This window comes from Halothiobacillus diazotrophicus (genome assembly GCF_001663815.1).
In the GTDB taxonomy this organism is placed as follows: Bacteria; Pseudomonadota; Gammaproteobacteria; order Halothiobacillales; family Halothiobacillaceae; genus Halothiobacillus; species Halothiobacillus diazotrophicus.
This window is the reverse complement of record NZ_CP016027.1, coordinates 1960916-1981053: the sequence shown is the minus strand read 5'-3', so window position 1 is coordinate 1981053 and position 20138 is coordinate 1960916. Positions and strand designations below refer to the sequence as shown.

22 protein-coding genes are annotated in these 20138 nt (G+C 63.7%); 15 read left to right on the top strand and 7 right to left on the bottom strand.

Annotation, left to right across the window (positions count from 1 at the left end):
- Positions 1–3 precede the first annotated feature (3 nt).
- Positions 4–351, bottom strand: a complete 348-nt coding sequence (locus A9404_RS13755) for a hypothetical protein (RefSeq protein WP_456064521.1) — start codon at positions 349–351, stop codon at positions 4–6.
- Positions 352–477: 126 nt separating this feature from the next.
- Between A9404_RS13755 and A9404_RS08630 the strand changes: the two genes are divergently transcribed.
- Entirely contained in the window at positions 478–1383 is a 906-nt protein-coding gene (locus A9404_RS08630; RefSeq protein ID WP_066100301.1) for a DnaJ C-terminal domain-containing protein, read from the top strand.
- A gap of 90 nt (positions 1384–1473) precedes the next feature.
- On the opposite strand, the gene A9404_RS08625 is transcribed toward A9404_RS08630, so the two are convergent.
- The 5 genes from A9404_RS08625 to A9404_RS08605 all read right to left on the bottom strand — a co-directional run bounded on the left by A9404_RS08625 (position 1474) and on the right by A9404_RS08605 (position 5664).
- Complete coding sequence (locus A9404_RS08625; protein ID WP_066100298.1) at positions 1474–1833, bottom strand: FeoC-like transcriptional regulator; 360 nt, start codon at positions 1831–1833, stop codon at positions 1474–1476.
- A gap of 55 nt (positions 1834–1888) precedes the next feature.
- Positions 1889–4225: a Fe(2+) transporter permease subunit FeoB gene (gene feoB / locus A9404_RS08620; RefSeq protein WP_066100295.1), complete on the bottom strand. Its 2337-nt coding sequence runs from the start codon at positions 4223–4225 to the stop codon at positions 1889–1891.
- A gap of 110 nt (positions 4226–4335) precedes the next feature.
- On the bottom strand, positions 4336–4587 hold the full coding sequence (locus A9404_RS08615) for a FeoA family protein (protein WP_066100292.1): 252 nt from the start codon (positions 4585–4587) through the stop codon (positions 4336–4338).
- Positions 4584–4913 (bottom strand): FeoA family protein, encoded by a 330-nt coding sequence (locus A9404_RS08610; protein ID WP_197490319.1) that lies wholly within the window; start codon positions 4911–4913, stop codon positions 4584–4586. The genes A9404_RS08615 and A9404_RS08610 overlap by 4 nt, the downstream gene beginning before the upstream one ends.
- A 148-nt stretch (positions 4914–5061) precedes the next feature.
- Positions 5062–5664, bottom strand: a complete 603-nt coding sequence (locus tag A9404_RS08605) for a class I SAM-dependent methyltransferase (RefSeq protein ID WP_066100289.1) — start codon at positions 5662–5664, stop codon at positions 5062–5064.
- Between the two features lie 222 nt (positions 5665–5886).
- Between A9404_RS08605 and A9404_RS08600 the strand changes: the two genes are divergently transcribed.
- Both A9404_RS08600 and A9404_RS08595 read left to right on the top strand, forming a co-directional pair.
- Positions 5887–6426, top strand: coding sequence for an NADPH-dependent FMN reductase (locus A9404_RS08600; protein WP_066100286.1), 540 nt, complete (start codon positions 5887–5889; stop codon positions 6424–6426).
- A 10-nt stretch (positions 6427–6436) separates the two neighbouring features.
- Positions 6437–6856 (top strand): DUF4260 domain-containing protein, encoded by a 420-nt coding sequence (locus tag A9404_RS08595; protein WP_066100282.1) that lies wholly within the window; start codon positions 6437–6439, stop codon positions 6854–6856.
- A 24-nt stretch (positions 6857–6880) separates the two neighbouring features.
- Here the strand turns inward: A9404_RS08595 and A9404_RS08590 are convergent, their stop codons facing one another.
- Positions 6881–7291, bottom strand: a complete 411-nt coding sequence (locus A9404_RS08590) for a globin family protein (protein ID WP_066100279.1) — start codon at positions 7289–7291, stop codon at positions 6881–6883.
- A 496-nt stretch (positions 7292–7787) separates the two neighbouring features.
- On the opposite strand from A9404_RS08590, the gene A9404_RS08585 reads away from it, so the two are divergent.
- From A9404_RS08585 to gspL, 12 genes are all read left to right on the top strand, one after another.
- Positions 7788–9014, top strand: coding sequence for a glycosyltransferase family 4 protein (locus A9404_RS08585; RefSeq protein ID WP_066100276.1), 1227 nt, complete (start codon positions 7788–7790; stop codon positions 9012–9014).
- Positions 9015–9016: 2 nt separating this feature from the next.
- Positions 9017–9580: a phosphatase PAP2 family protein gene (locus tag A9404_RS08580; protein WP_197490318.1), complete on the top strand. Its 564-nt coding sequence runs from the start codon at positions 9017–9019 to the stop codon at positions 9578–9580.
- A gap of 259 nt (positions 9581–9839) precedes the next feature.
- A complete protein-coding gene (locus tag A9404_RS08575) occupies positions 9840–10703 on the top strand; it encodes a type II secretion system protein N (protein ID WP_197490317.1) in 864 nt (287 codons plus the stop codon).
- Entirely contained in the window at positions 10700–12892 is a 2193-nt protein-coding gene (gene gspD / locus A9404_RS08570; RefSeq protein ID WP_066100271.1) for a type II secretion system secretin GspD, read from the top strand. The genes A9404_RS08575 and gspD overlap by 4 nt, the downstream gene beginning before the upstream one ends.
- Before the next feature lie 13 nt (positions 12893–12905).
- A complete protein-coding gene (gene gspE / locus A9404_RS08565) occupies positions 12906–14405 on the top strand; it encodes a type II secretion system ATPase GspE (RefSeq protein WP_066100268.1) in 1500 nt (499 codons plus the stop codon).
- A 6-nt stretch (positions 14406–14411) separates the two neighbouring features.
- Entirely contained in the window at positions 14412–15635 is a 1224-nt protein-coding gene (gene gspF, locus A9404_RS08560; RefSeq protein WP_066100265.1) for a type II secretion system inner membrane protein GspF, read from the top strand.
- A gap of 1 nt (position 15636) precedes the next feature.
- Positions 15637–16113, top strand: a complete 477-nt coding sequence (gspG, locus tag A9404_RS08555) for a type II secretion system major pseudopilin GspG (RefSeq protein ID WP_066100262.1) — start codon at positions 15637–15639, stop codon at positions 16111–16113.
- Positions 16091–16675, top strand: a complete 585-nt coding sequence (locus A9404_RS08550; protein WP_197490316.1) for a prepilin-type N-terminal cleavage/methylation domain-containing protein — start codon at positions 16091–16093, stop codon at positions 16673–16675. Before gspG ends, A9404_RS08550 begins: the two co-directional genes overlap by 23 nt.
- Entirely contained in the window at positions 16672–17091 is a 420-nt protein-coding gene (gene gspI / locus A9404_RS08545; protein WP_066100256.1) for a type II secretion system minor pseudopilin GspI, read from the top strand. The genes A9404_RS08550 and gspI overlap by 4 nt, the downstream gene beginning before the upstream one ends.
- Entirely contained in the window at positions 17091–17831 is a 741-nt protein-coding gene (gene gspJ, locus A9404_RS08540) for a type II secretion system minor pseudopilin GspJ (RefSeq protein WP_066100253.1), read from the top strand. The genes gspI and gspJ overlap by 1 nt, the downstream gene beginning before the upstream one ends.
- Positions 17828–18859 carry a type II secretion system minor pseudopilin GspK gene (gene gspK, locus A9404_RS08535; RefSeq protein ID WP_066100250.1) on the top strand — a complete coding sequence of 344 codons (1032 nt, stop codon included), beginning with the start codon at positions 17828–17830 and terminating at the stop codon, positions 18857–18859. Before gspJ ends, gspK begins: the two co-directional genes overlap by 4 nt.
- On the top strand, positions 18832–20115 hold the full coding sequence (gene gspL, locus A9404_RS08530) for a type II secretion system protein GspL (protein ID WP_066100248.1): 1284 nt from the start codon (positions 18832–18834) through the stop codon (positions 20113–20115). The genes gspK and gspL overlap by 28 nt, the downstream gene beginning before the upstream one ends.
- Positions 20116–20138 lie beyond the last annotated feature (23 nt).

Sequence of the window (20138 nt, the reverse complement as noted above, 5' to 3'; positions counted from 1 at the left end):
GCGTTACGGCAGATCGTGTTGGTCGGGAGGGCTTGCCGGAATGGCAGAACCGGTGCGCAGTATAGCGAAATCCCCGCAGACGGACGGCATGCGCGGAAAAGCGATGAAAAAGTATTCATTTCTTGCCTTTAAGCCGGTTTTGGGATATTTTGCGCAACCTATTTTGATTTCGAAATTCGATAGACCGAGGCTGATATGAAAATCCTTTCTTCCCTGAAGTCCGCCAAGACCCGGCATAAAGACTGTCAGATCGTGCGCCGTCGCGGCAAGGTTTACGTGATCAACAAGACCAACCCGCGTTTCAAGGCTCGCCAGCGCTAATGCGTCGCGAGGTTCGATGGGATAGCGCATGACCCGCCGAAAGGCGGGTTTTTTTTCCTCAGTGCGATACGCGAACCTTGAAAATCACCCGAAATACCCTCAAGAATACGGGCATATTTCTCCTGATCTCCTGATCTGTTCCGAGGTGAAGCTACGTTGAAATTCGAAGATTATTACGCAACGCTCGGCGTCGCACGTTCGGCCACCGCCGACGAAATCAAGCGAGCCTACCGCAAAGCGGCGCAGAAATATCATCCGGACCGCAACAAGGAACCGGGTGCCGAGGCCAAGTTCAAGCAGATCAACGAAGCCTATGATGTGCTTGGCGATGCCGAAAAACGTGCCCGCTACGATGCCTTGGGCGCCAACTATCATGCGGGGGATGAATTCCGGCCGCCCCCGGGATTCGACCCGAGCCAGTTCGGCGGTCAATATGGCGGCGCGGGCTTTTCCGATTTTTTCAGCAGCATCTTTGGTGCCCGAGGCTTCGAGCAGGGCGGTGGCAGCGGGTATTCGCGACGCACACGGGCGGCCCGCGGCGCCGATTACGAAATGCCGCTGAACCTGACCGTGCAGGAAATGATCGAGGGCGGCAGCAAATCCGTCGTGGTCGATCATCCGGAAACGGGACGCAAGACGCTCAAGGTCAATATCCCGAAGGACAGTGTGCCGGGCAAGCGCGTTCGCCTGACCGGTCAGGGGGGCTCCGGCACTCAGGGCGGTACGCCGGGCGATCTCTATCTCGTCGTGCAGCTGGCGGACAACCGGGGCTTCACTCTGGACGGCAATGACGTGTTGTATGACCTGCCGATCACGCCCTGGGAAGCGGCATTGGGCGAGAAGGTACCGGTGCCAACGCCCTCCGGCGGACGCATCGAGCTGACGGTGCCGGCGGGTTCTCAGTCCGGGAAACGTTTGCGGCTGCGCCAGCGCGGCGTGGCCGGCGGGGATTTCATCGTGACCCTGCTCATTCATACGCCGCCCGCGAAGACGGACGAGGCGCGCGCCCTGTATCAGGAAATGAAGGTTTCGATGCCGTTCGATCCAAGAAAGGGTGTCTGACGGACGCGTGTTTTCGTACCGTGCGTGAACGATAGACAGCCCGCCTCTTGGCGGGCTGTCGCGTCATTGGGGATAGGGGGGGCGTACTGTCTAGCCGTGCGTCTGCTGATGGATGGCCAGTGCGTCCAGGTCGAGCGGCATGGCCTCAGGGTCGATCCATGTATAAAGATCGTACTGTCGCGGTTGATCGTCCGGTACCGCGCAGTGCGCGTCGCGTCCGCCGGGCCCGCAGTCGCCGCAACCTGACGTGCAGGCGGCGTTCGAGTCCAAGGGGACGGCACGCACGCGGCCTCGGTCCTGCCAGAACGTCAGGATCGCGCTGACCGCTTCCGGCGGTGCATCGAAACGATTGACGAGATCGGCAAACGGCGCGGTGCCGCGTGCCTGAAGATAGGCCTTGAGGCTGCTGGGGGTCAGTGGCTGGCGATGTGTGCTCAGATCTGTGCTCATCTGGTGCCCTCTCCTCGTGTCTCGCGTATGGCTTGCCCTGTCGCGTCGCCGGAGGCTAGACGACGGCACGTCGCCGGCCCTGCCGATGCAGGGCCGCAATGGCCACCGTAAAGGCGGCGCTGACGCCGATCAGCCAGAGCAGGGCCGCAGTCGGATGCTGGCTGAAGTTGGCGAACTGATAGAAGAGTACGGCCAAACTATAGGCTAGGCCAATCCCCCAGAAAATGGCGAAGACGGTCCAGCCCGCGCTGCGCGTCTCGCGGAAGATCGCCGCCATGGTATTCACGCAGGGGATGTAGAGCAGGATGAAGATCAGGTAGGCGATGGCGGCCGTTTCGGTGAACAGGCTACCCATGCGGGAGAGGGTTTGCGTATCGAGGCCCTGCTGTTCCGCGGCCTGCTGCAGGTTACTGGTCTGGGCGACCTTCACGCCGCCGAGGCCCAGGGGATCGAAGAAGCCGTGGGCGAAGGTATCCAGGTTGGCGGGAATGGTGGCAATGGCCTTGCCGATGCCCTGCCAGAAATCGAACGGCGCCGGTTTCGCGGGTGTTTCGGTGGGCGCGGCCTGAGCGGCATCTCCGGCATCCATGCGCGTGTAGACGCCGTTCAGGGTGCCCATGACAATCTCCTTGACGACCACCCCGGACAGCAGTCCGACGGCGGCCGGCCAGTTCTCCTCGGTGATGCCCATGGGATGGAAGACCGGCGTGATCGTCTTGCCGATCGAGCCCAGGATGGAGTCGCCGACATCGCCTTCCGCGAGGGGTTTTCCGGACATGCTGTAGCTCGAGAGCAGGGTCACGATCACCGAAGCGATGATGATCACCTTGCCGACCCGGAGAATGAACACCGACAGGCGCTCCCAGGTGGTCAGCAGCAGGCCGCGCAGGGTCGGGATGTGATAGGTGGGCAGCTCCATGACGAACGGGGTGGCTTCGCCGCGCAGGGCGGTCCGCTTGAGCAGCAGGGCCGTCAGGATGGCCAGCACGATGCCGAGTACGTACAGGCCGAAAACGACTTGTCCGCCGTTCTCGCGGAAAAACACAGTGACGAAGGCCATGTAGATGACGAGTCGCGCGCTGCAGGACATGAAGGGCTGCATGAGGGCGGAAATCAACCGTTCCCGGGGATCTTCGAGGGTGCGGGTCGCCATGACCGCCGGCACGTTGCAGCCGAATCCCACGATCATCGGCACGAAGGCCTTGCCGGGCAGGCCGATCTTGCGCATGAACCGATCCATCACGAAGGCCGCGCGGGCCATGTAACCGGAGTCTTCGAGCAGGGACAGGAAGAGGAAGGTCATGCCGATCGGCGCGATGAAGGTGGAAACGAGCTGGATCGCCCCGCCAACGGAGGTGGCGAGGAAGGCGACGACCCAGTCCGGCGCATGCATCAGGTGGAGGACATGGCCCACGCCCGCGACGAATAGGGTGTGTGCGGTCTGTTCGAAGAAGTCGAGGAAGATGCTGCCGCCGTTGAAGCTCATCACGAACAGCAGATACATCACCCCGAGGAAGATGGGGATGCCGAGGAATCGATTGAGCACGATGGCGTCGATGCGGTCCGTCAGCGAGCGTCGCAGTTGTCCGCGACGGGTGACGCCATGGTGGGTCACCTGATGAATGAAGGTATAACGGGCGTCGGCGATGAAGACGTCCGCCTCCTCGTCCATGTGGGCGCGGATCGTCTCCTGCGCGGCGGTCACGGCCTGACGCACGGTGTCGTCCACGGTGGACAGTGTCAGCGGGTCGCTTTCCAGCAGTTTGATGCCCAGCCAGCGGGGGTCGATCCGCTGTTCCGCTGCGAATGGTTCGAGCAGCGGCTTGAGGTCGCGCAGGGCGGTTTCGATGAGTGCCGCGTACTCGATCTTGATACCCGGTTCGTCCGCCTGACGTGCACGCTCGATCAGTCGGCGCTTCAATTCGTCCAACCCCTGCTTCTTGCTGGCCGTGATCGGGACGACGGGGCAGCCCAGCTGGCGCTCCAGTTCGGCGCAGTCGACGACGATGCCGGCTTCGGCGGCCAAGTCGATCATGTTGACGGCGAGTACTAGCGGCAGCCGCATTTCCATCAGCTGGGTGGTGAGATAGAGATTTCGCTCGAGGTTGCTGGCATCGACGATGTTGAGAATGACGTCGGCCTCGCCCGAGAGTGCGTATTCGCGGGCGATCGCCTCATCGAGCGAGGCGCTGGAGGCGGCATCCAGGGAGTAGGTGCCCGGCAGGTCCACGACTTCGATGGACTCCGAGCCGATATCGAACAGCCCCGTCTTGCGATCGACGGTGACGCCGGGCCAGTTGCCCACCTTCTGCCGCATGCCCGTCAGGGCGTTGAACAGGGTGGTCTTGCCGCAATTGGGGTTGCCGATCAAGCCAACGGTGAATGTCGCCATGCCTTTTTACCCATGTTGGTGTTTGCCGTAGTCGGTCCGTCAGCGCGGTGCGCGTGCCGTCGTCGGCAGGAGTGTTGCGGGAAATGAATTGTCGATTCGGACGTCGAGGGTTACGCGTCCGTCGCGCGGCCGATGCGCAACTGGTGGGCTTCGTCCTTGCGCAGGGTCAGGGCGGAATCCCGTACCTTGAGCTGGATGGGATCGCCCAGGGGCGCCAGCCGGGTGACGGTGAATCGGGTGCCCGGGACGAGCCCCATGGCCATCAAGCGCCGACGGTACTCGATGTCCCCGCCTTTGACGAATCCCAGCACAACCCCCTCGTCGCCGGGTTTCAGCGACATCAGACTGAGGGCTTCCGTCATGAGCGCGCGGATCCGCCGATGGTCGTGACGAGGAGCCGATGTACCAGGGCAACGCCGATGGCAATGCGGGTTTCTCCGACGCGAACGACGACCGAGCTGCCTTCGTGCTGGACGATTTCCAGCTCGCTGCCGATGCGAATGCCCATGGCTGCCAGGCGCTTTTCCATCGCGACGGCATCACCGCGAAAGCCCGTGACGCGGACATGCGTGCCGCGCGTGGCCAGTCCCAGCACGTAATCCGGCGGGGTTTGGGTTCGGACGGCATGGGCGGGCCTGATCGCGTTCACAAGAGCCGACTCCACGGAAAAAAGAGTGGGGTGTTTCATCGGGATCCCCCGGGTGAGTATTGTTCGCATTTAACCAGTAGCTAATACTGTAGCACGGTAAGCTAAATGAGAACAATAGTCATTTAGTATTCCCTCCTGTTGGCTTGTCCCTGCCCCGAATCGGGCTCAACTTTCTACCATGTCACGATTACCGGGGTTTCTGTGCGGCACCGTGCGTCACGTGCGCCGGGCCGGCATGACCCGGGCCTTCGGCCAATAGCGCCTTGCCCTCCATCAGCAGTCGCCATTGCAGCTGAGTGAAGTCCGAGGCCAGATCGGTGGTGGTCAGCAGCATCTCCGGGACTTTCGGTCCGCCGCTTTGATAGTTGAGTTGCAAGGGGTGAAACAGCTCGATGATGAGCCAACCGCCGGGAATCAGTGCTTCGGCCATCTTCGGGTGCAGTTGCCTGCGATCTTCGGGCATGAAATGCAGATAGATCGATACGACGGCATCGTAGTGGCTTTTCGGCCACTGCCATTGGTGCAGATCCGCGCACTGGACATCGAGATGAACGCCCATCCGATCGGCCAGCGCCTTGGCCTTGCCGCAGGCCACCGAGGAAAAATCCACCGTCGTGACCTCAAAGCCCTGCTTGGCGAGCCAGACGCCATTGCGCCCCTCGCCGTCGCCGACGACCAGGATGCGGGCACCGGCCGGCAGGCGAAAGACCTGGGAATGGAGAAAATCATTGGGGGCCTCGCCGTAAAAGTAATCGTCTCGTTGGTATTTTTGATTCCAGAACTCTGACATAACGCGTTTCCCGTGGCAGATGTGGATGAGGGCGCCGATCCGCGGGTCATGTCCGCCCGCGACGCCGTGATGAACGTGTCGCTATTCTAGTGCAGAGTTTCACGGACTGCGGTCACCTGCGGCTGTCGGCGCGCGTTATGATGTGGACTTACGGAAAGCAGGGCCGGGCCTGGACGGGGGATGACGTCAGGCGCTTACCCCGGTGAATCGGAGCTCTGAATCATGCACATACTGGGTTTGTCCGGCAGTCTTCGTTCGGCTTCGTTGCACCGAGCCCTGTTGCGTGCCGCGGCGGAGACCGCGCCCGAGGGCATTGAGCTGGCAGTCTACGATTCGTTAGGGGCGTTGCCCCTGTTCAACCCGGATGATGAGGCGACGGCCCCGCCGGTTGTGGCTCGATTGTGTGCGGCGCTGGTGACGGCCGATGCCGTACTGATCGCCAGTCCCGAGTATGCCCATGGGGTCACGGGCACGCTCAAGAATGCCCTCGACTGGATGGTCGGTACCGAGGCTTTTGTGGAGAAGCCGGTGGCGCTGCTCTCTGCGTCGCCACGGTACGTTCATGCACCGGCTTCCCTGCGGGAAATTCTGATCACGATGTCGGCTCACTGGGTTGATGCCGCGTGTCTGACACTGCCGGTGCTGGGAACCGGGCTGGATGAGCAGGGAATCATGGCGCGTCCGGATTTTGTCGGCGCTTTACGCAACCAGTTGGCGATTCTGCGGGCGGCTGTTCGACCGGCGGAACGTGACGGGCGTTGAGGAGGTTGGTATGACCGTGGGTGCAACAGGTTCGGTACGCTGGCTGCTCAGGTTCGAGGGTTTGGCGATGCTGGTGGGCGCGGGGGTGATGTACAGGGCCTTGGGCGGTAACGGATGGATTTTTGCGCTCTGCTTCTTTTTACCGGATCTGGCGTTTCTCGGGTATCTGGGCGGGGCACGTATAGGCGCCGGGGTCTACAACCTCGCGCATACTTATGTTGGGCCGATGATCTGTCTGTTGCTGGGGTGGCTTCTGCCTGAACCCACCTGGACGCTGGCGGGTTTGATCTGGGGGGCGCACATCGGATTCGACCGAGCCCTGGGTTATGGGCTCAAGTACCCCACAGGGTTCGGCCATACTCATCTCGGTGCCATCGGCATCGCAGGCGCACCCGGGCAGAAGGCAACGGAGCGGCCGCCAACGGGATGAAGCCGTTGGCGATGCGGGCAATGTTCAGGCTGCGTTGGCCGCGTCCTTCATGACGGTGGCGATCAGTGTGTAGGCTTCTGTCCAGGCGGACTTGACCTCGGGTGTGAAGGCGGGGCCAAGGCCGGTTTCCAGGGTCCAGAGCAGGGCGCTGCCCACGGTATCGTAATGTGCGTCCTGGACACCGTAGCCCTTGTGTCGGCGGCCCATGTCCTGGAGGATCGGTACCATGGGTTCCAGGCGATCCAGCGAGTTGACGACCGTATTGATCGACATCATCAGTTTCTTGCCCTGTTCGGCCATGTCGTTCTTGAACATTGGCTTCACGGCGGGGTCCAACTCGAACAGTTTGCCGTAGAACAGTTCAGCGGCCTTTTCCTTGATGGGGACGACTTGCGCCCAGGTTGTACGAACCAGATCTTTTTGTGCGGGTGTCATGGCGATTTCCTCGTTAGGGATGGTGGGGAGATATGCGACCCGTGCGCCGGGCAACGGGTCGTCGTTAATTTGCAGGAAGCGGGCCAGAATTAAAAAAGCATGTGATGTGAATGTTTTCGTCGTGTTCCGGGCCTGCGGCGGGTGGTGGTTTGGTGTTTATTGCATCAAAATAGGACGCTGGCGTATTTTTCTGCATGGAAATGGTGCCGGATGACGACACCCAATGGCCGTTCGTGGCGGACCGTGTATTCCGGCAAGTGGGCTTGGATCATGGGCTTTCTTGCGATAATCGTCATGCGTTTGTCATGCCGCTTATCTAAGGTTGGTGACAGTGTTTAATCTGTATCGACGCGGCATAATGATCTTGTGACGTGGCACACATCGCGCCGATTCGGCGGTGATGGTATCGGGGTGGAGCTCCCCGGGAGAATGACCCTCGGCGAGATCGACCCAGGGCCGCTTCGCAGGGCGTGATTTCTGCGAAGCAGGAAAATGAATGGTTCACCCAAACATAGTGAGGCCGACCGTGTTCGTCAGTCTGGTTACCGAAACTTTTGAGCCTGATATCAATGGCGTGGCGATGACGCTGGCACAGCTGCACGCGTCATTGCTGGCGTCCGGCCATCAGGTTCAGGTGATCTGTCCCCGGGCTGACGAGCCGCGTGATCTGCCGGATTGCGTGGAAGTCCCGGGGATTGCCTTGCCGTTTTACAAGGCGGTCCGTTTCGGGTTGCCGATGTGGGGGCGCCTGATGCGTAACTGGCGCGCCCAGCGTCCGGATCTCGTCCACATCGCCACGGAGGGACCGTTGGGCTTCGCGGCGCTGATGGTTGCGCGTCGGTTGGGGATCCCGGTCACCTCGTCGCTCCACACGAATTTTCATACCTACATGACCCACTATCGCATGGGGTGGATGACCCGGCCGGTGATGGCGTATCTGCGCTGGTTCCACAATCGGACGGCGCTGACCTTCATCCCCACGGACCAGCAGGCCAGTGTCCTGTCCGCCATGGACTTCGAGCGACTGGTGGTATTGGGCCGCGGGGTGAACACCCATCTGTTCTCTCCGGCGCGACGGGACGAGACCCTGCGTCAGGAATGGCTGGCGGGCACGACGTCGACAGGGGATGACGGATTGGTCGCCCTGCATGTGGGGCGTCTGGCCGCCGAGAAGAATCTCGATCTGCTGGTGCAGGCGCTGGAGGCCATGCGTGCCGAACGCCCCGATTTGCGGGCCGTGGTGGTGGGTGACGGGCCGGAACGGACGCGCCTGGAGCGTGCGTTGCCCTGGGTGCGGTTCGTCGGCATGAAACGTGGCGAGGTACTTGCACGGCATTACGCCAGCGCCGATCTGTTCGTCTTCCCGAGCAAGAGCGAAACGTTCGGTAATGTGGTTCTTGAAGCGATGGCCAGCGGATTGTCCTGCATCAGCTTCAACTATGCGGCCGGGAGCCGCCTGATCGAGGATCGCGTCAGCGGGTACCTCGTGGAATGGGATGACGACGCAGGGTTTGTGCAGACGGCGGTCGACGCGGCCGTCAATCGCCAACCCGACATGGGCGGTCAGGCACGCAAGACGGCCGCGGAGTTCGACTGGGGGCTGATCACCCGGTTGTTTGAGCATCATCTGCTCACGGTTCTGGAGTCGAACGGCTCTGTCGTTCGTCTGCCGGAAGTGCCGACCACGGCACTGGGTGAGCAGCAGGGTAAGACGGGAGGCTGAAAATGGCTACGTTCATCCGATCTTTGCGCGCTTCTTCGATTCTCCATCGCTACCTGCACTGGGAGCAGGTCGTGATGTATCGGCTCAACCATGTGAACGCGATCCGTGGATTGCGTCGCTATTTCGCCATCACCAGTCGGCTCGGCGACGGGGTTGCCTGGTATACCCTGGCCGGATTGATTGCCGTATTCGGCGGGCATGATGCCTGGTTGGCCATGGCCGTCATGTTGATCTCCGCCGGTCTCGGTCTGGCGATCTACGCCTCGATCAAGCATCTGACGGCGCGTCCCCGTCCGCAAATGGCCCATGACGGGCTGGTGTTGAGCGTGGCGCCCCTGGACAAGTACAGCTTTCCCTCCGGTCACACCCTGCATGCGGTCAACTTCGCCATTCAGATCATCGTGTTTGCCCCCTCCCTGTCCTGGCTGGTCATCCCCTTTGCCTTGTCCGTGGCTCTGTCGCGCATGGTGCTCGGTCTGCACTACCTCTCGGATGTGCTGGTGGGGGCGTTGATTGGCGGGATGCTGGCCGGATTGAGTCTTTGGGCCCTGTCCGGTCTGACCTGAACCCTCGCGATGCCAGGACGCGCTGACCGACTTGGTGGCCGCATCCTGGCATCGTCATGTTGTGTAAACACTTGCAGTTTACCGTGCCGCGCGGTATGAATCGCTGAAGGCGCCGCCTGTTGCCCGGTGTCCGGGGTGTCATGATCGGGCACCGGGGGTGCTCGCCTGCATCCCGCGCCGGGTCATCTCCGGCATCAGTTATCGGCGGTTCGGCACGGATCAGCGTGAAAACGCTGCATGGATTGGAAATTTGATCGACGTGAATCCCCCTGTTTGGTTGCAATCCGTACGCATTCCGAACCTTGTTCTGCTGTTGCTGGTGATTGCCTGCGGGCTCATCGCCGCGCGGCTGACCTGGTCGTGGGTCGTACCGCCACCGTTCTTGCCCGCCGCATCGAATCCGAATCCGGGGACGACCGCGCGCGCGGCGATCGATAGCGAAGCTGCTCTGGGTCAGGTGGGCCGGTGGGCCCTGTTTGGTCGGGCGAAGCCCAGCGAACAGCCGATCGATACGGTCCAGTCGTCCAGTCTGGGGGTGCGCCTGGAAGGGATTATCAGCGGGACGACACCGCCACTCGTCATGCTGGGTGTCGGTAATGCGGTCAAGTTGCTGCAGGTTGGCTCGGAAGTCTCGCCGAACGTGGTCGTGCATGCGATCGAACCCGATCGCGTCATTCTCGCCAATCAGGGGCGGCTGGAGGCCATTCGCTTCCCCAAGCCGGCGGCACTGAATACGGCCCCGAGTACGGTACCCCCCACGTTGCTGTCGGGCGGATCGGAGACCAATACGTTGCCCGAATCCGAAACGCCGCCGCCCACTCGTCAATCCATTCTGCAAAACCCGCAATCCCTGATGCAGTACGTGCGATTGGTTCCGGAAAACCGCGGTGGGCAACTGCGGGGCTTCGTCCTGCACCCCGTTTCCGGTCAGACCGCATTGCTCGGGCGCCTCGGCCTGATGGACGGCGATGTGCTGACGGAGGCGGACGGACGTCCGGTGACGGACGGCAATCTGTTGCCGCACCTGATGCCACTGCTCCGCTCTGGCCAGTCGATCCCCGTAACCATCGAGCGCCAAGGTCGCCCGATGCATTTGACGCTTAATTTGGACGCTCTTCGATGACACAGCGCTTTTACGCACCCCGCAAGGGATCTCTCGGCCACCCGCTGGTCGTCGCACTGGCAGTTGCCCTGACCGTCGGTCTGGGGGGCGCCTCAGCCGCTGCAGCGCCGGCCGCCGATGAACCGCCGCCGGGTGTGCATTCGGCCGATCAGGGTGAGGTCACCCTGAATTTCCGCGATATGGATATCAATGCCCTGATCGAGGCGGTGTCGAAGGTCACGGGCAAGAATTTCATCGTCGATCCGCGGGTAAAGGCCCGGGTGACCGTGATTTCGGCCCATCCCATGAGTCCGCAGAAACTCTACGACGTCTTCCTGTCGATTCTGCAGGTGAATGGCTTTGCCGCCGTGACCGTGGGCAACGTCATCAAGATCGTCCCGGAAGTCAACGCGCGCTCGGATGCCCAGCCGGTGAATCCCGGACCGTCTACCGAGAGCGATCAGATGGTGACCGAAGTGGTGCGTCTGCGGTATGTGCCCGCGGCTCCCCTGCTGACGGTGTTGCGACAGATCATGCCGCAACAGGCGGCGCTTTCGGTGTATCCGGACGCCAATGCCCTAGTGATTACCGATCGCGCGGGCAATATCGGCCGTCTGAAGAAGATTCTCGCCCAGGTGGATCAGCCGGCGGTCGGCGACGTGGAGGTGATCCGCCTGAAACGGGCGTCCGCCGAATCGGTCGTGGCGACGCTCAAGGCCCTGTTCGGTGCCAGCGGCCTCATGGCACATGCGGCAGCGGGCGGTGCGGCCGGGGGCGGAAATGCGGCGAACAATATTTCGTCGGTGCCGGCATTCGCCGCGGATGACCGGACCAACAGCGTGCTGTTGAGCGGCGATGCGGTGGCCCGGGCGCGTATGCGGGCGGTCATCCTGAATCTGGATACGCCGGAGCGCAGCTTCGGCAATACGCGGGTGTTCCGCTTGCAGTACGCCAATGCCGAGGATCTGGTGAAGGTGCTCAAGGGCCTTGCCGCACAGACCGGTACGACTACGCCAACTGGTAAGGCCGGCGCGGGGACTACGGCGGCCGTGCTGGGCGGACAGGTCGACGTGACGGCCGACAAGTCCCTCAACGCCCTGGTGGTGACGGCATCGCCAAGCCGGATGGAGTCCATCGAGTCGGTGATTCACCAGCTCGATGTTCGCCGGCAGCAGGTCCTCGTCGAGGCGATCATCGCGGAGGTGTCCAATGGCCTGACCAAGAAGATCGGCACCCAGTTTCTCGTGGGTGGGCACAATGGGACGGTGCCGATCGGCATTTCCACCTTCAATGGCCTGTTGTCGAGCGTGGCCAGCTCAGCGGCGCAGGCCGGCACGGGCGGGACCGCCAATGCCCTGGGGCTCGGTCTGGCCTCGAGCCTGGGTGACGGCGGCAATGTCGGCGTAGGGCGCTACGGTCAGGGCGGGACGGATTTCGCCCTGCTGGTCTCGGCCCTTTCCGGCGATGCGGGCAACAACATCCTCTCCACGCCCAGCCTGCTGACCCTGGACAATCAGGAGGCCAGTATCGTCGTCGGCCAGAACATTCCGATCGTGACCGGTTCCTACGCGCAGACGGGCTCCGCCACCTCGCCGACCAACCCCTTCCAGACGATCACCCGCGAGGATATCGGCGTCAAGCTGAAGGTGACGCCGACGATCAGCCCGGACGGCACGGTCCGTCTGAAGATTGAGCAGGAAGTGTCGAGCCTCGACACCACGGCGCAGACGACGGCCGGTCTGATCACCAACAAGCGCAACGTGACAACGACGGTACAGGTGGACGATGGCGACGTTGTCGTCCTGGGCGGCCTGATCGACGATTCCTCGAATTCCAACCAGCAGAGCGTGCCGGGCCTGGGCGACATCCCGGTGATCGGCAACCTGTTCCGTTACCGGACGGCGAGTTCCACCAAGCGCAATCTGATGGTGTTCATCCGTCCGTTGATCATCGATGCGAACGGCAAGCTCGCCAAATTCAGTCAGGCGCAATATGCCCGGATCCGCCAGAGCCAGCGAGACATCTACGATTCCCGCTCGCTGATCGATCCGAAGGACTGGGCCGTGCTTCCCCCCGAGCACTCCTTCCAGCGGAACCTGCCGATTCCCCTGCCGGAGAACATCCAGCAATTGATGGAGCAGGATCGGGTCCGGGAAGCCACGCTCCGAGGCGCCGCGACGACGGTCAGTCAGTCCGCGCGTGCCCAGTGAGGATCGCGTTTTCATGAATGTCCTGCCGACCAAGCCTCCGTTGCCCTATGGCTATGCACGCCGGTTCGGTGTGCTGGTGGCGTCGACGACTTCGGCCACCGATACCGCGACGCCGGCCTGGACCGTGCGGCACTGCAAGCCCCTGCCCGTCCCCGTTCTGGCGGAACTGGGGCGCCGGTTTCCCGAGGGACTGACGTTCGACTGGCTGGACCCGGACGAATTCGAGCGGGAACTGGCGCGCGCCTACGAAGGCGGGTCCAGCATGGCCCAGGAGATGGTCGAGGATCTCGGCGAGGGAAGCCTCGACGATCTCGCTCATACCCTTAATGCACCGATCGACCTGCTGGAAGCCGACGACGAGGCGCCGATCATCCGCCTGATCAATGCCCTGCTGAGCGAGGCGGTCCGCGAGGGGGCCTCGGATATCCACATCGAGAGTTTCGAGTCGCGGATGGTCGTGCGTTTCCGGATCGACGGTATGCTGCGGGAGATCATCGAACCGCCGCGTGCCGTTGCCGGCGTGATCGTCTCGCGGATCAAGGTGATGGCGAATCTCGACATTGCCGAGAAGCGCGTGCCGCAGGACGGGCGCATTTCGCTGCGGCTGGCGGGGCGGCCGGTGGACGTGCGGGTCTCGACATTGCCCTCGGGCAACGGGGAGCGCGTGGTACTGCGTCTGCTGGACAAGCAGGCCGGACGTCTCACGCTGGACAACCTCGGCCTCACGCCCGAAATACAGGCGCGCCTCAATGCCCTGATCCATCGCCCGCACGGGATTCTGCTGGTTACGGGGCCGACCGGCTCCGGCAAGACCACCACGCTGTATGCGGCGCTGTCCGAGATCAACACGCGGGCGCGCAACATTCTCACGGTGGAAGACCCGATCGAGTACTACCTGGACGGCATCGGGCAGACCCAGGTCAACCCGAAGGTCGACATGACCTTCGCCCGCGGTCTGCGCGCCATTCTGCGTCAGGATCCGGACGTGGTGATGGTCGGGGAGATCCGCGACGTCGAGACGGCGGAGATCGCCGTCCAGGCGAGCTTGACGGGGCACCTGGTGCTGTCGACCCTGCACACGAATTCGGCCGTTGGGGCGATCACCCGCTTGCGGGACATGGGCGTGGAGCCGTTCCTGCTGTCGTCCAGCCTGATCGGCGTCCTCGCCCAGCGCCTGGTACGCCGACTGGATCCCGAGACGCGCGAAGCCTATACGCCGGATGACGCCGAATGTGCGTTGCTGGGGCTGGATCCGCGCGATCCGCCGACCCTGTATCGTGTCAGCGAGGCGGCCCGCGAGGCGGGGCGGGGGTATGTCGGGCGAACCGGGGTGTATGAACTGATCGCCATCGACGCCGACGCGCGTCGGCTGATTCACGACGGGGCGGCGGAACAGGCGATCGAGGCGCAGGTGCGGCGCAGCAGCCCGTCGATTCTCGCCTACGGGGCGGCACTGGTCCGGGCGGGCGTGACGACCACGGAAGAACTGCTGCGCGTCACGGCGGAAGGATAAGTCGCCGTGGCCGCCTTCGAATACAGCGCGCTGGATGCCCGGGGGAAGACCCGCAAGGGCGTGATCGAGAGCGACAGTGCGCGGGGCGCCCGCGGCCTGTTGCGGGAACAAGGGCTGTCGCCACTGACCATTGCGGCCGTGTCGAACGATGCCGCCCCCCCACCGGGCGCCGGTGGCCGATTCTCCCGCTGGCAGGGCTTGAGTCCGACCGAACTCGCCCTGTTCACCCGCCAGATCTCGACGCTGATCGCCGCCGGGCTACCCATCGATGCGGCCCTGGCGGGCATCATTCGTCAGACGGAACAACCCCGCGTGCGGCGCATCATCACCACCGTGCGTTCCCGGGTCGTGGAGGGGCAGAGTTTTGCCCAGGGACTGTCGGCCTTTCCGCGTGCCTTCTCCGATCTGTACCGGGCGACGGTGGCGGCGGGCGAGGAGTCCGGTCATCTCGAAGCCGTGCTGGAACGGCTGGCCGACTATACCGAGGCGCGTCAGGCCACGACCCAGAAGGTCCAGATGGCCCTCTTCTACCCGGCCCTGCTGACCCTGATGGCCGTGGCGGTCGTCGTGGGCCTCGTCACCTACGTGGTGCCGCAGGTCGTCCAGGTGTTCGTGCAGATGAAGCAGACCCTGCCGCCCCTGACCCGTGGGCTGATGGCGACCAGCGCGTTCATACGGGCGCAATGGGTCTGGCTTATTCTTGGCATGGTTGCGGCGGGCGTCGGCTTTGCCTGGGCGCTGAAGAAGCCCGGCTTCGCCCTGTGGTGGGCGACCCTGCAGTTGAAGCTGCCGGTGATCGGTCCGCTGATCCGGGGGTTCAATGCGGCGCGGTTCGCGCGTACGCTCAGCATCCTGAGTGCCGCCGGGGTGCCGATGCTCAAGGCGTTGACCATCAGCGGCGAGGTCGTGGCCTCCGAGCCCATGCGCCGCGCCATCCTGGCCGCCACCGACCGGGTCCGGGAGGGGGCGCCACTGGCCCGTTCGCTGGAACAGTCGCGCCGATTTCCGCCCATGATGGTCCAGCTCATCGCAGCCGGAGAGCAGAGCGGTGCTCTGGGCAACATGCTGGAGCGGGCGGCCGCCCAGCAGGAACGCGAACTGGATACGCTGATCAATGCCCTGCTCGGCCTGTTCGAGCCGATCCTGATCCTGGTGATGGGGACGGTGGTCCTGATCATCGTGCTGGCGATCCTGATTCCGATTTTCGACCTCAACCAAATGGTTCACTGAGATGACACACACCCTGACGAATTTCCTGCCCACCCGTCTGCGCGCCAGCCGCGGCTTCACCCTGATCGAAGTGATGGTCGTCGTGGTCATTCTGGCGATTCTGGCGACCATCGTCGTGCCCAAGATCATGGATCGGCCGGACGACGCGCGCATCGCCAAGGCCAAGCAGGACGTGCGGGCGATCGAGTCCGCCCTGCAGCTGTACAAGCTGGACAACCAGGTCTACCCGACCACCGACCAGGGGCTCGAAGCACTGGTGAAGCCGCCCGCCAATGCCCCGCACTGGCGCCAGGGCGGCTATCTGGATCGACTGCCGATGGATCCCTGGAATCACCCCTATCAGTACCTGAGTCCGGGCCAGCATGGCCCCTTCGATCTCTACAGCCTCGGCGCCGACGGTCAGCCGGGCGGAACCGGCGCCAATGCCGACATCGGCAATTGGCAGGAAGATGGCGGTGCGGCCGGGAATCATTCCTGACCGTTCGCCGAAACGGCCCCGCCATCGCGATCAGGCTGGCTTCACCCTGATCGAACTGGTCGTGGTGATCGTGATCGTCGGGATCCTGGCCAGCTTCGCCGTGATGAGTCTGAACCGGACCGAACCGGACGGGGTTACGGTGTGCCGGGCGGACGCCCAGCGCTGGCTCGATCGGCAGGTCGTGACCGCCGCGCAGCGGGATGAAACGGTCTACATCGGTCGAAGGAACGATACCCTGGACAGTTTCGTTCTGGCGGTTGCGCCGACGGTGGCGGGGGCATCGACCTCGCCGGCCGCGACGCCGTCCGAAACCGCCGGCGTGACACGGACGGTGCTTGACACGCTGCAATGGGCCACGGGTTGCCGAGTCGATTCGCGATCCGATGCGGGAGATTCGTTGCACTTGCCGGCGAGCGATCCCCGGCGGGACGCCCTGCTGGCCGTGACGTCACAGGGCCAGTGGCGTGCGCCAAGCGGTGCACCTGAGCTGAGCCTGCGCGGTCGGCATGGTCGGACGCAGACGCTGAGCCTGGCGGACGAGCCGGGTGCGTCGTCCCCATGAAGCGGTCAACCGGCGTATCGGCAGCAGGGGGATTCACCCTGCTCGAAGTATTGGTGGCCCTGGTCATCCTGGCGATCGCCATGGGCGCGGTGATCCGGGTCAGCGGACAGAGTGCCGACATCCTGCAGCGGCTGCGGGCCGATACGGCGGCCAATGTGATTGCCGAGGATCTGTGTGCTCGCCTCCATCTGGCCGCAGCCATGCCGCCGCTCGGCACGCAAAGCAGCGAAATACGGGTGTCCGGTCGGACGTGGCAGGTGACCCAAACGGTGTCGAAGGGCCTGATCCCCGGCGTGTTTCGGGTGGAATATCGCGTGATCGCACCGCCGTCGAGCGAGGGGCAGTCGAGCATGGTGACCTATCTGTATGCGGGCGGGACGACATCGAGCGATGTGGCCCCCGCAGGGGGTGGCTGATGCGGCGTCAATCGGGATTCACCTTGCTGGAACTGCTGGTGGCGATCGCGATCTTCGCATTCGTCGCCGTCATGGCCTACGGCGGTTTGAATACGGTGATTCGGCAAGGCGGCATCGTGCAGGCGGCGACGAAGGCCCTCACGGTGCGTCAGCAGGGATTGCGCGTGCTGCAGCAGGATCTGGCCTTTGCCGTCGACCGACCGGTGCGTGACGTGCTGGGTGGTCAGGTACCGGCCTTTCTGGGCGGTGCGACCGATCTGTTGACGCTCACGCGCCTGGATGCCGCCAACCCCTGGGACAAACCCCGTTCGCAGATGGCGCGGGTGTTCTGGCGACTGACGGGAAAAACCTTGGAGCGCGCCGTGTTGATGCCGGTGGACGGTACCGTGAACGACAGTGCGCGGCCTCTGGTCTGGCACCCGCTGCTCACGGGTGTCGAGGCGTTGACGCTCCGATTTTACGATGCGAATAACCAGTCCTTCGAGGTCTGGCCGCCGCCGAATGCGCCGGATGCGGGCCTGCCGAAGGCGACCGAACTGAATATCACCTTGGCGCAGATGCCGCCCTTGCGCCTGACGGTTCCGCAGGTAGCCGATTGGCCCAAGGCGCAGGCACCGTCCGCAACCGGCGAGGGGGCTTCACCTGGTTCATCGGCGACCGATGCGGGTACGGCGGGGGCGTCGACGTCGGCACCCGTGTCCTCTGGCCTGGTGGCGCCGGCCGAGGAGAATGGGCGATGAGTCGGCATTTTGTCCGCATGACAAAGGGGCGGTCGATACCGGCTTGCCGGCAGCAGCAGGGCGTGGCGCTGATCGTGGCCCTGCTGGTGTTGGCCATCGCAACGGGATTGGCGGCGACGATGATCGTCCGGAATCAGAATGCGATCGGCACCACCTCGGCGTTGATCAATGGCGCGCGGGCCGATGAACTGGCCTCGAGCGCGCTCGTGCTGGCGCAGGCACTGCTGGATCGGGACGACCGCCATGTCGATGGCCCGGCGGATTCCTGGGCGCAGCCGTTGACGGGGATTCCGGTCGATGCGGCGACGATGAGTTTGCGGGTGATCGACCTCCAGGGACGATTCAATCTCAATAGTCTGATCACGACGGAGGACAAGGTCGATCTGGTGGCCAAGACGCGGTTCCAGCATCTGCTGTCGGCACTGCATATCCAGACGGACATCAGCAATGCGCTGATCGACTGGATTTCCCGGAACCCGAATCTGGAGCCCCTGAGTCAGACGTCGACGCCGGATACGCCCTTCGTGCCGGCGGGGCGACCGATGCAAAGCGTGACCGAACTGCGTGCGCTACCGGGTGTGACGCCGGACATCTATCGACGTCTGGCGCCTTATGTGACGGCCCTGCCGATCGGTACGCCGATCAACCTGAACAGTGCGCCGTCACCGGTGTTGATCGCCCTGGGGGCGGATCGGCTGTCGACCGGCGGGCAAGTGGGCCAAGGTGTCAGCCAGGATGCGAGCCCATCTGTGGGCCCGGCGGTGGACAATCTCGGGCAGGCCGGGTCAACGATTCGTCAGAACATCGGGTCGGTGGCGAATTTCCTGGCGCAGCCGCTGTTCGGCGGCAAAACGGTGCCGGCGGAAGGGCTGGCGGTGAACAGTGGATATTTTCTCTGCGTGGTGACGGTGCATCTGGATACGGTGATTCGTCGGCGCTATGCGATCATTGAGCGCCCGATGACGGGTCCTTCTCGAATCATTGCCTTGAGTTCCGAAGCATGTCTGAACGGATTTTACTGTTTATAGCCGACCAGGCGGGCCAGACCCTGGTCTGGTATCCGCCCGGTAAGGCGCCGATGCACGGTGGTTGGCCCGAGTTCGGGGCTTTCGTCGCGGCGCAAACGGGTCGACCGTCGCTGGTCGTGATTCTTTCGGATCACGGCGTCGGTCGGCTGCTGGTACCGATCCCGAGCAGCAAGCGCCATCAAGCGCTGCAGGCCTTGCCGTTTGCCCTGGAAGAACTGGCGGCGGCCGAGGACCCGGCGCAATTGCACGTCGTACTGGCCGAGCGTCCGTTGACGCCGGGCCATTGGCCGGTGCTGCTGGTGGATGCCGCGCGCCGTACCCGGATACTGGCACAACTCGAGGCATCGGGCGTTACGGCCTTCGCCATGGTGGCGCTGGCCGATCTGCTGCCCCCGCCGGAACCGGAGACCTTCTCCGTCTGGCGGGAACCCTTTACCGATCTGATCGTGGTGGTGACCGGCCCGTATCAGGGGTTCGTGCTGCCGCCCGCCGTCGATGGCGTCGGTGACTCGGAAGCGCGCGTCGGCGCGGTGCTGGCCCGGCTGGCGGATCGGCCCAAGCAGGTTCAGTTCCACGATGCCGATCCGACCCGGGCGGCCTCGCCGGCGCCCGAGGGCTGGCCGACGGATATCGCGCGGGTATCGGTGCCAGCGCCGGGTGAGGCAGAGTGGCCGGCAATCTGGCGGCAGGGCCTGGCGGGCAATCAGCCCCTGTCCGCCGTCACTCCGCCGCGACAGGCCGAAGCGCGGCTGCTGCAGCGACGCTGGGGACAGGTGGCGTTGGTTGCGGGCGTGATGCTGGGTCTCGTGATGGTCGGTCAGGTCGTCTCGACCTGGCAGATGGCGCGGCAGGCTGATGCCCTGCAAGCGCAGGTGGTGCAGGATTTTCACGCCGCATTGCCCCAGGCCAAGCGCCTCGTCAATGCCCGGGTGCAGTTGCAGCAGGCGCTCGATCAGTTGGACGCCGGACCGCAAAGAGACGGGTTCCTGACGACCCTCGCGGCGTTCGGCAAGACGCTGCATGACTTGCGGCAGAAGGACGGCAGTTTGACCATCCAATCCCTGCGTTATGCCGACCATCAGCTGACGGCGGAAATCACCGGCCAGCAGTATGCCGTGCTGCAGTCCCTGTTCGACCGGCTCAAGACGACGGGCGGATTGACGGTTACGCGCGTGGATTCCGGCGTGGAAGACGGCAAGGCGCACATGCGGCTACGTCTGGCGCCGATGCAGGACAGCGGGCAGGCGACGACATGAGCGAACGGCATGTGTGTGGCCAG

Coding starts and splice junctions, on each gene's coding strand:
- A9404_RS13755 (WP_456064521.1), bottom strand. CDS start 351: ATGCGCTATCCCATCGAACCTCGCGACGCATTAGCGCTGGCGAGCCTT.
- A9404_RS08625 (WP_066100298.1), bottom strand. CDS start 1,833: ATGAGCACAGATCTGAGCACACATCGCCAGCCACTGACCCCCAGCAGC.
- feoB (WP_066100295.1), bottom strand. CDS start 4,225: ATGGCGACATTCACCGTTGGCTTGATCGGCAACCCCAATTGCGGCAAG.
- A9404_RS08615 (WP_066100292.1), bottom strand. CDS start 4,587: ATGACGGAAGCCCTCAGTCTGATGTCGCTGAAACCCGGCGACGAGGGG.
- A9404_RS08610 (WP_197490319.1), bottom strand. CDS start 4,913: ATGAAACACCCCACTCTTTTTTCCGTGGAGTCGGCTCTTGTGAACGCG.
- A9404_RS08605 (WP_066100289.1), bottom strand. CDS start 5,664: ATGTCAGAGTTCTGGAATCAAAAATACCAACGAGACGATTACTTTTAC.
- A9404_RS08600 (WP_066100286.1), top strand. CDS start 5,887: ATGCACATACTGGGTTTGTCCGGCAGTCTTCGTTCGGCTTCGTTGCAC.
- A9404_RS08595 (WP_066100282.1), top strand. CDS start 6,437: ATGACCGTGGGTGCAACAGGTTCGGTACGCTGGCTGCTCAGGTTCGAG.
- A9404_RS08590 (WP_066100279.1), bottom strand. CDS start 7,291: ATGACACCCGCACAAAAAGATCTGGTTCGTACAACCTGGGCGCAAGTC.
- A9404_RS08585 (WP_066100276.1), top strand. CDS start 7,788: ATGGTTCACCCAAACATAGTGAGGCCGACCGTGTTCGTCAGTCTGGTT.
- A9404_RS08580 (WP_197490318.1), top strand. CDS start 9,017: ATGGCTACGTTCATCCGATCTTTGCGCGCTTCTTCGATTCTCCATCGC.
- gspD (WP_066100271.1), top strand. CDS start 10,700: ATGACACAGCGCTTTTACGCACCCCGCAAGGGATCTCTCGGCCACCCG.
- gspE (WP_066100268.1), top strand. CDS start 12,906: ATGAATGTCCTGCCGACCAAGCCTCCGTTGCCCTATGGCTATGCACGC.
- gspG (WP_066100262.1), top strand. CDS start 15,637: ATGACACACACCCTGACGAATTTCCTGCCCACCCGTCTGCGCGCCAGC.
- gspI (WP_066100256.1), top strand. CDS start 16,672: ATGAAGCGGTCAACCGGCGTATCGGCAGCAGGGGGATTCACCCTGCTC.
- gspJ (WP_066100253.1), top strand. CDS start 17,091: ATGCGGCGTCAATCGGGATTCACCTTGCTGGAACTGCTGGTGGCGATC.
- gspK (WP_066100250.1), top strand. CDS start 17,828: ATGAGTCGGCATTTTGTCCGCATGACAAAGGGGCGGTCGATACCGGCT.
- gspL (WP_066100248.1), top strand. CDS start 18,832: ATGTCTGAACGGATTTTACTGTTTATAGCCGACCAGGCGGGCCAGACC.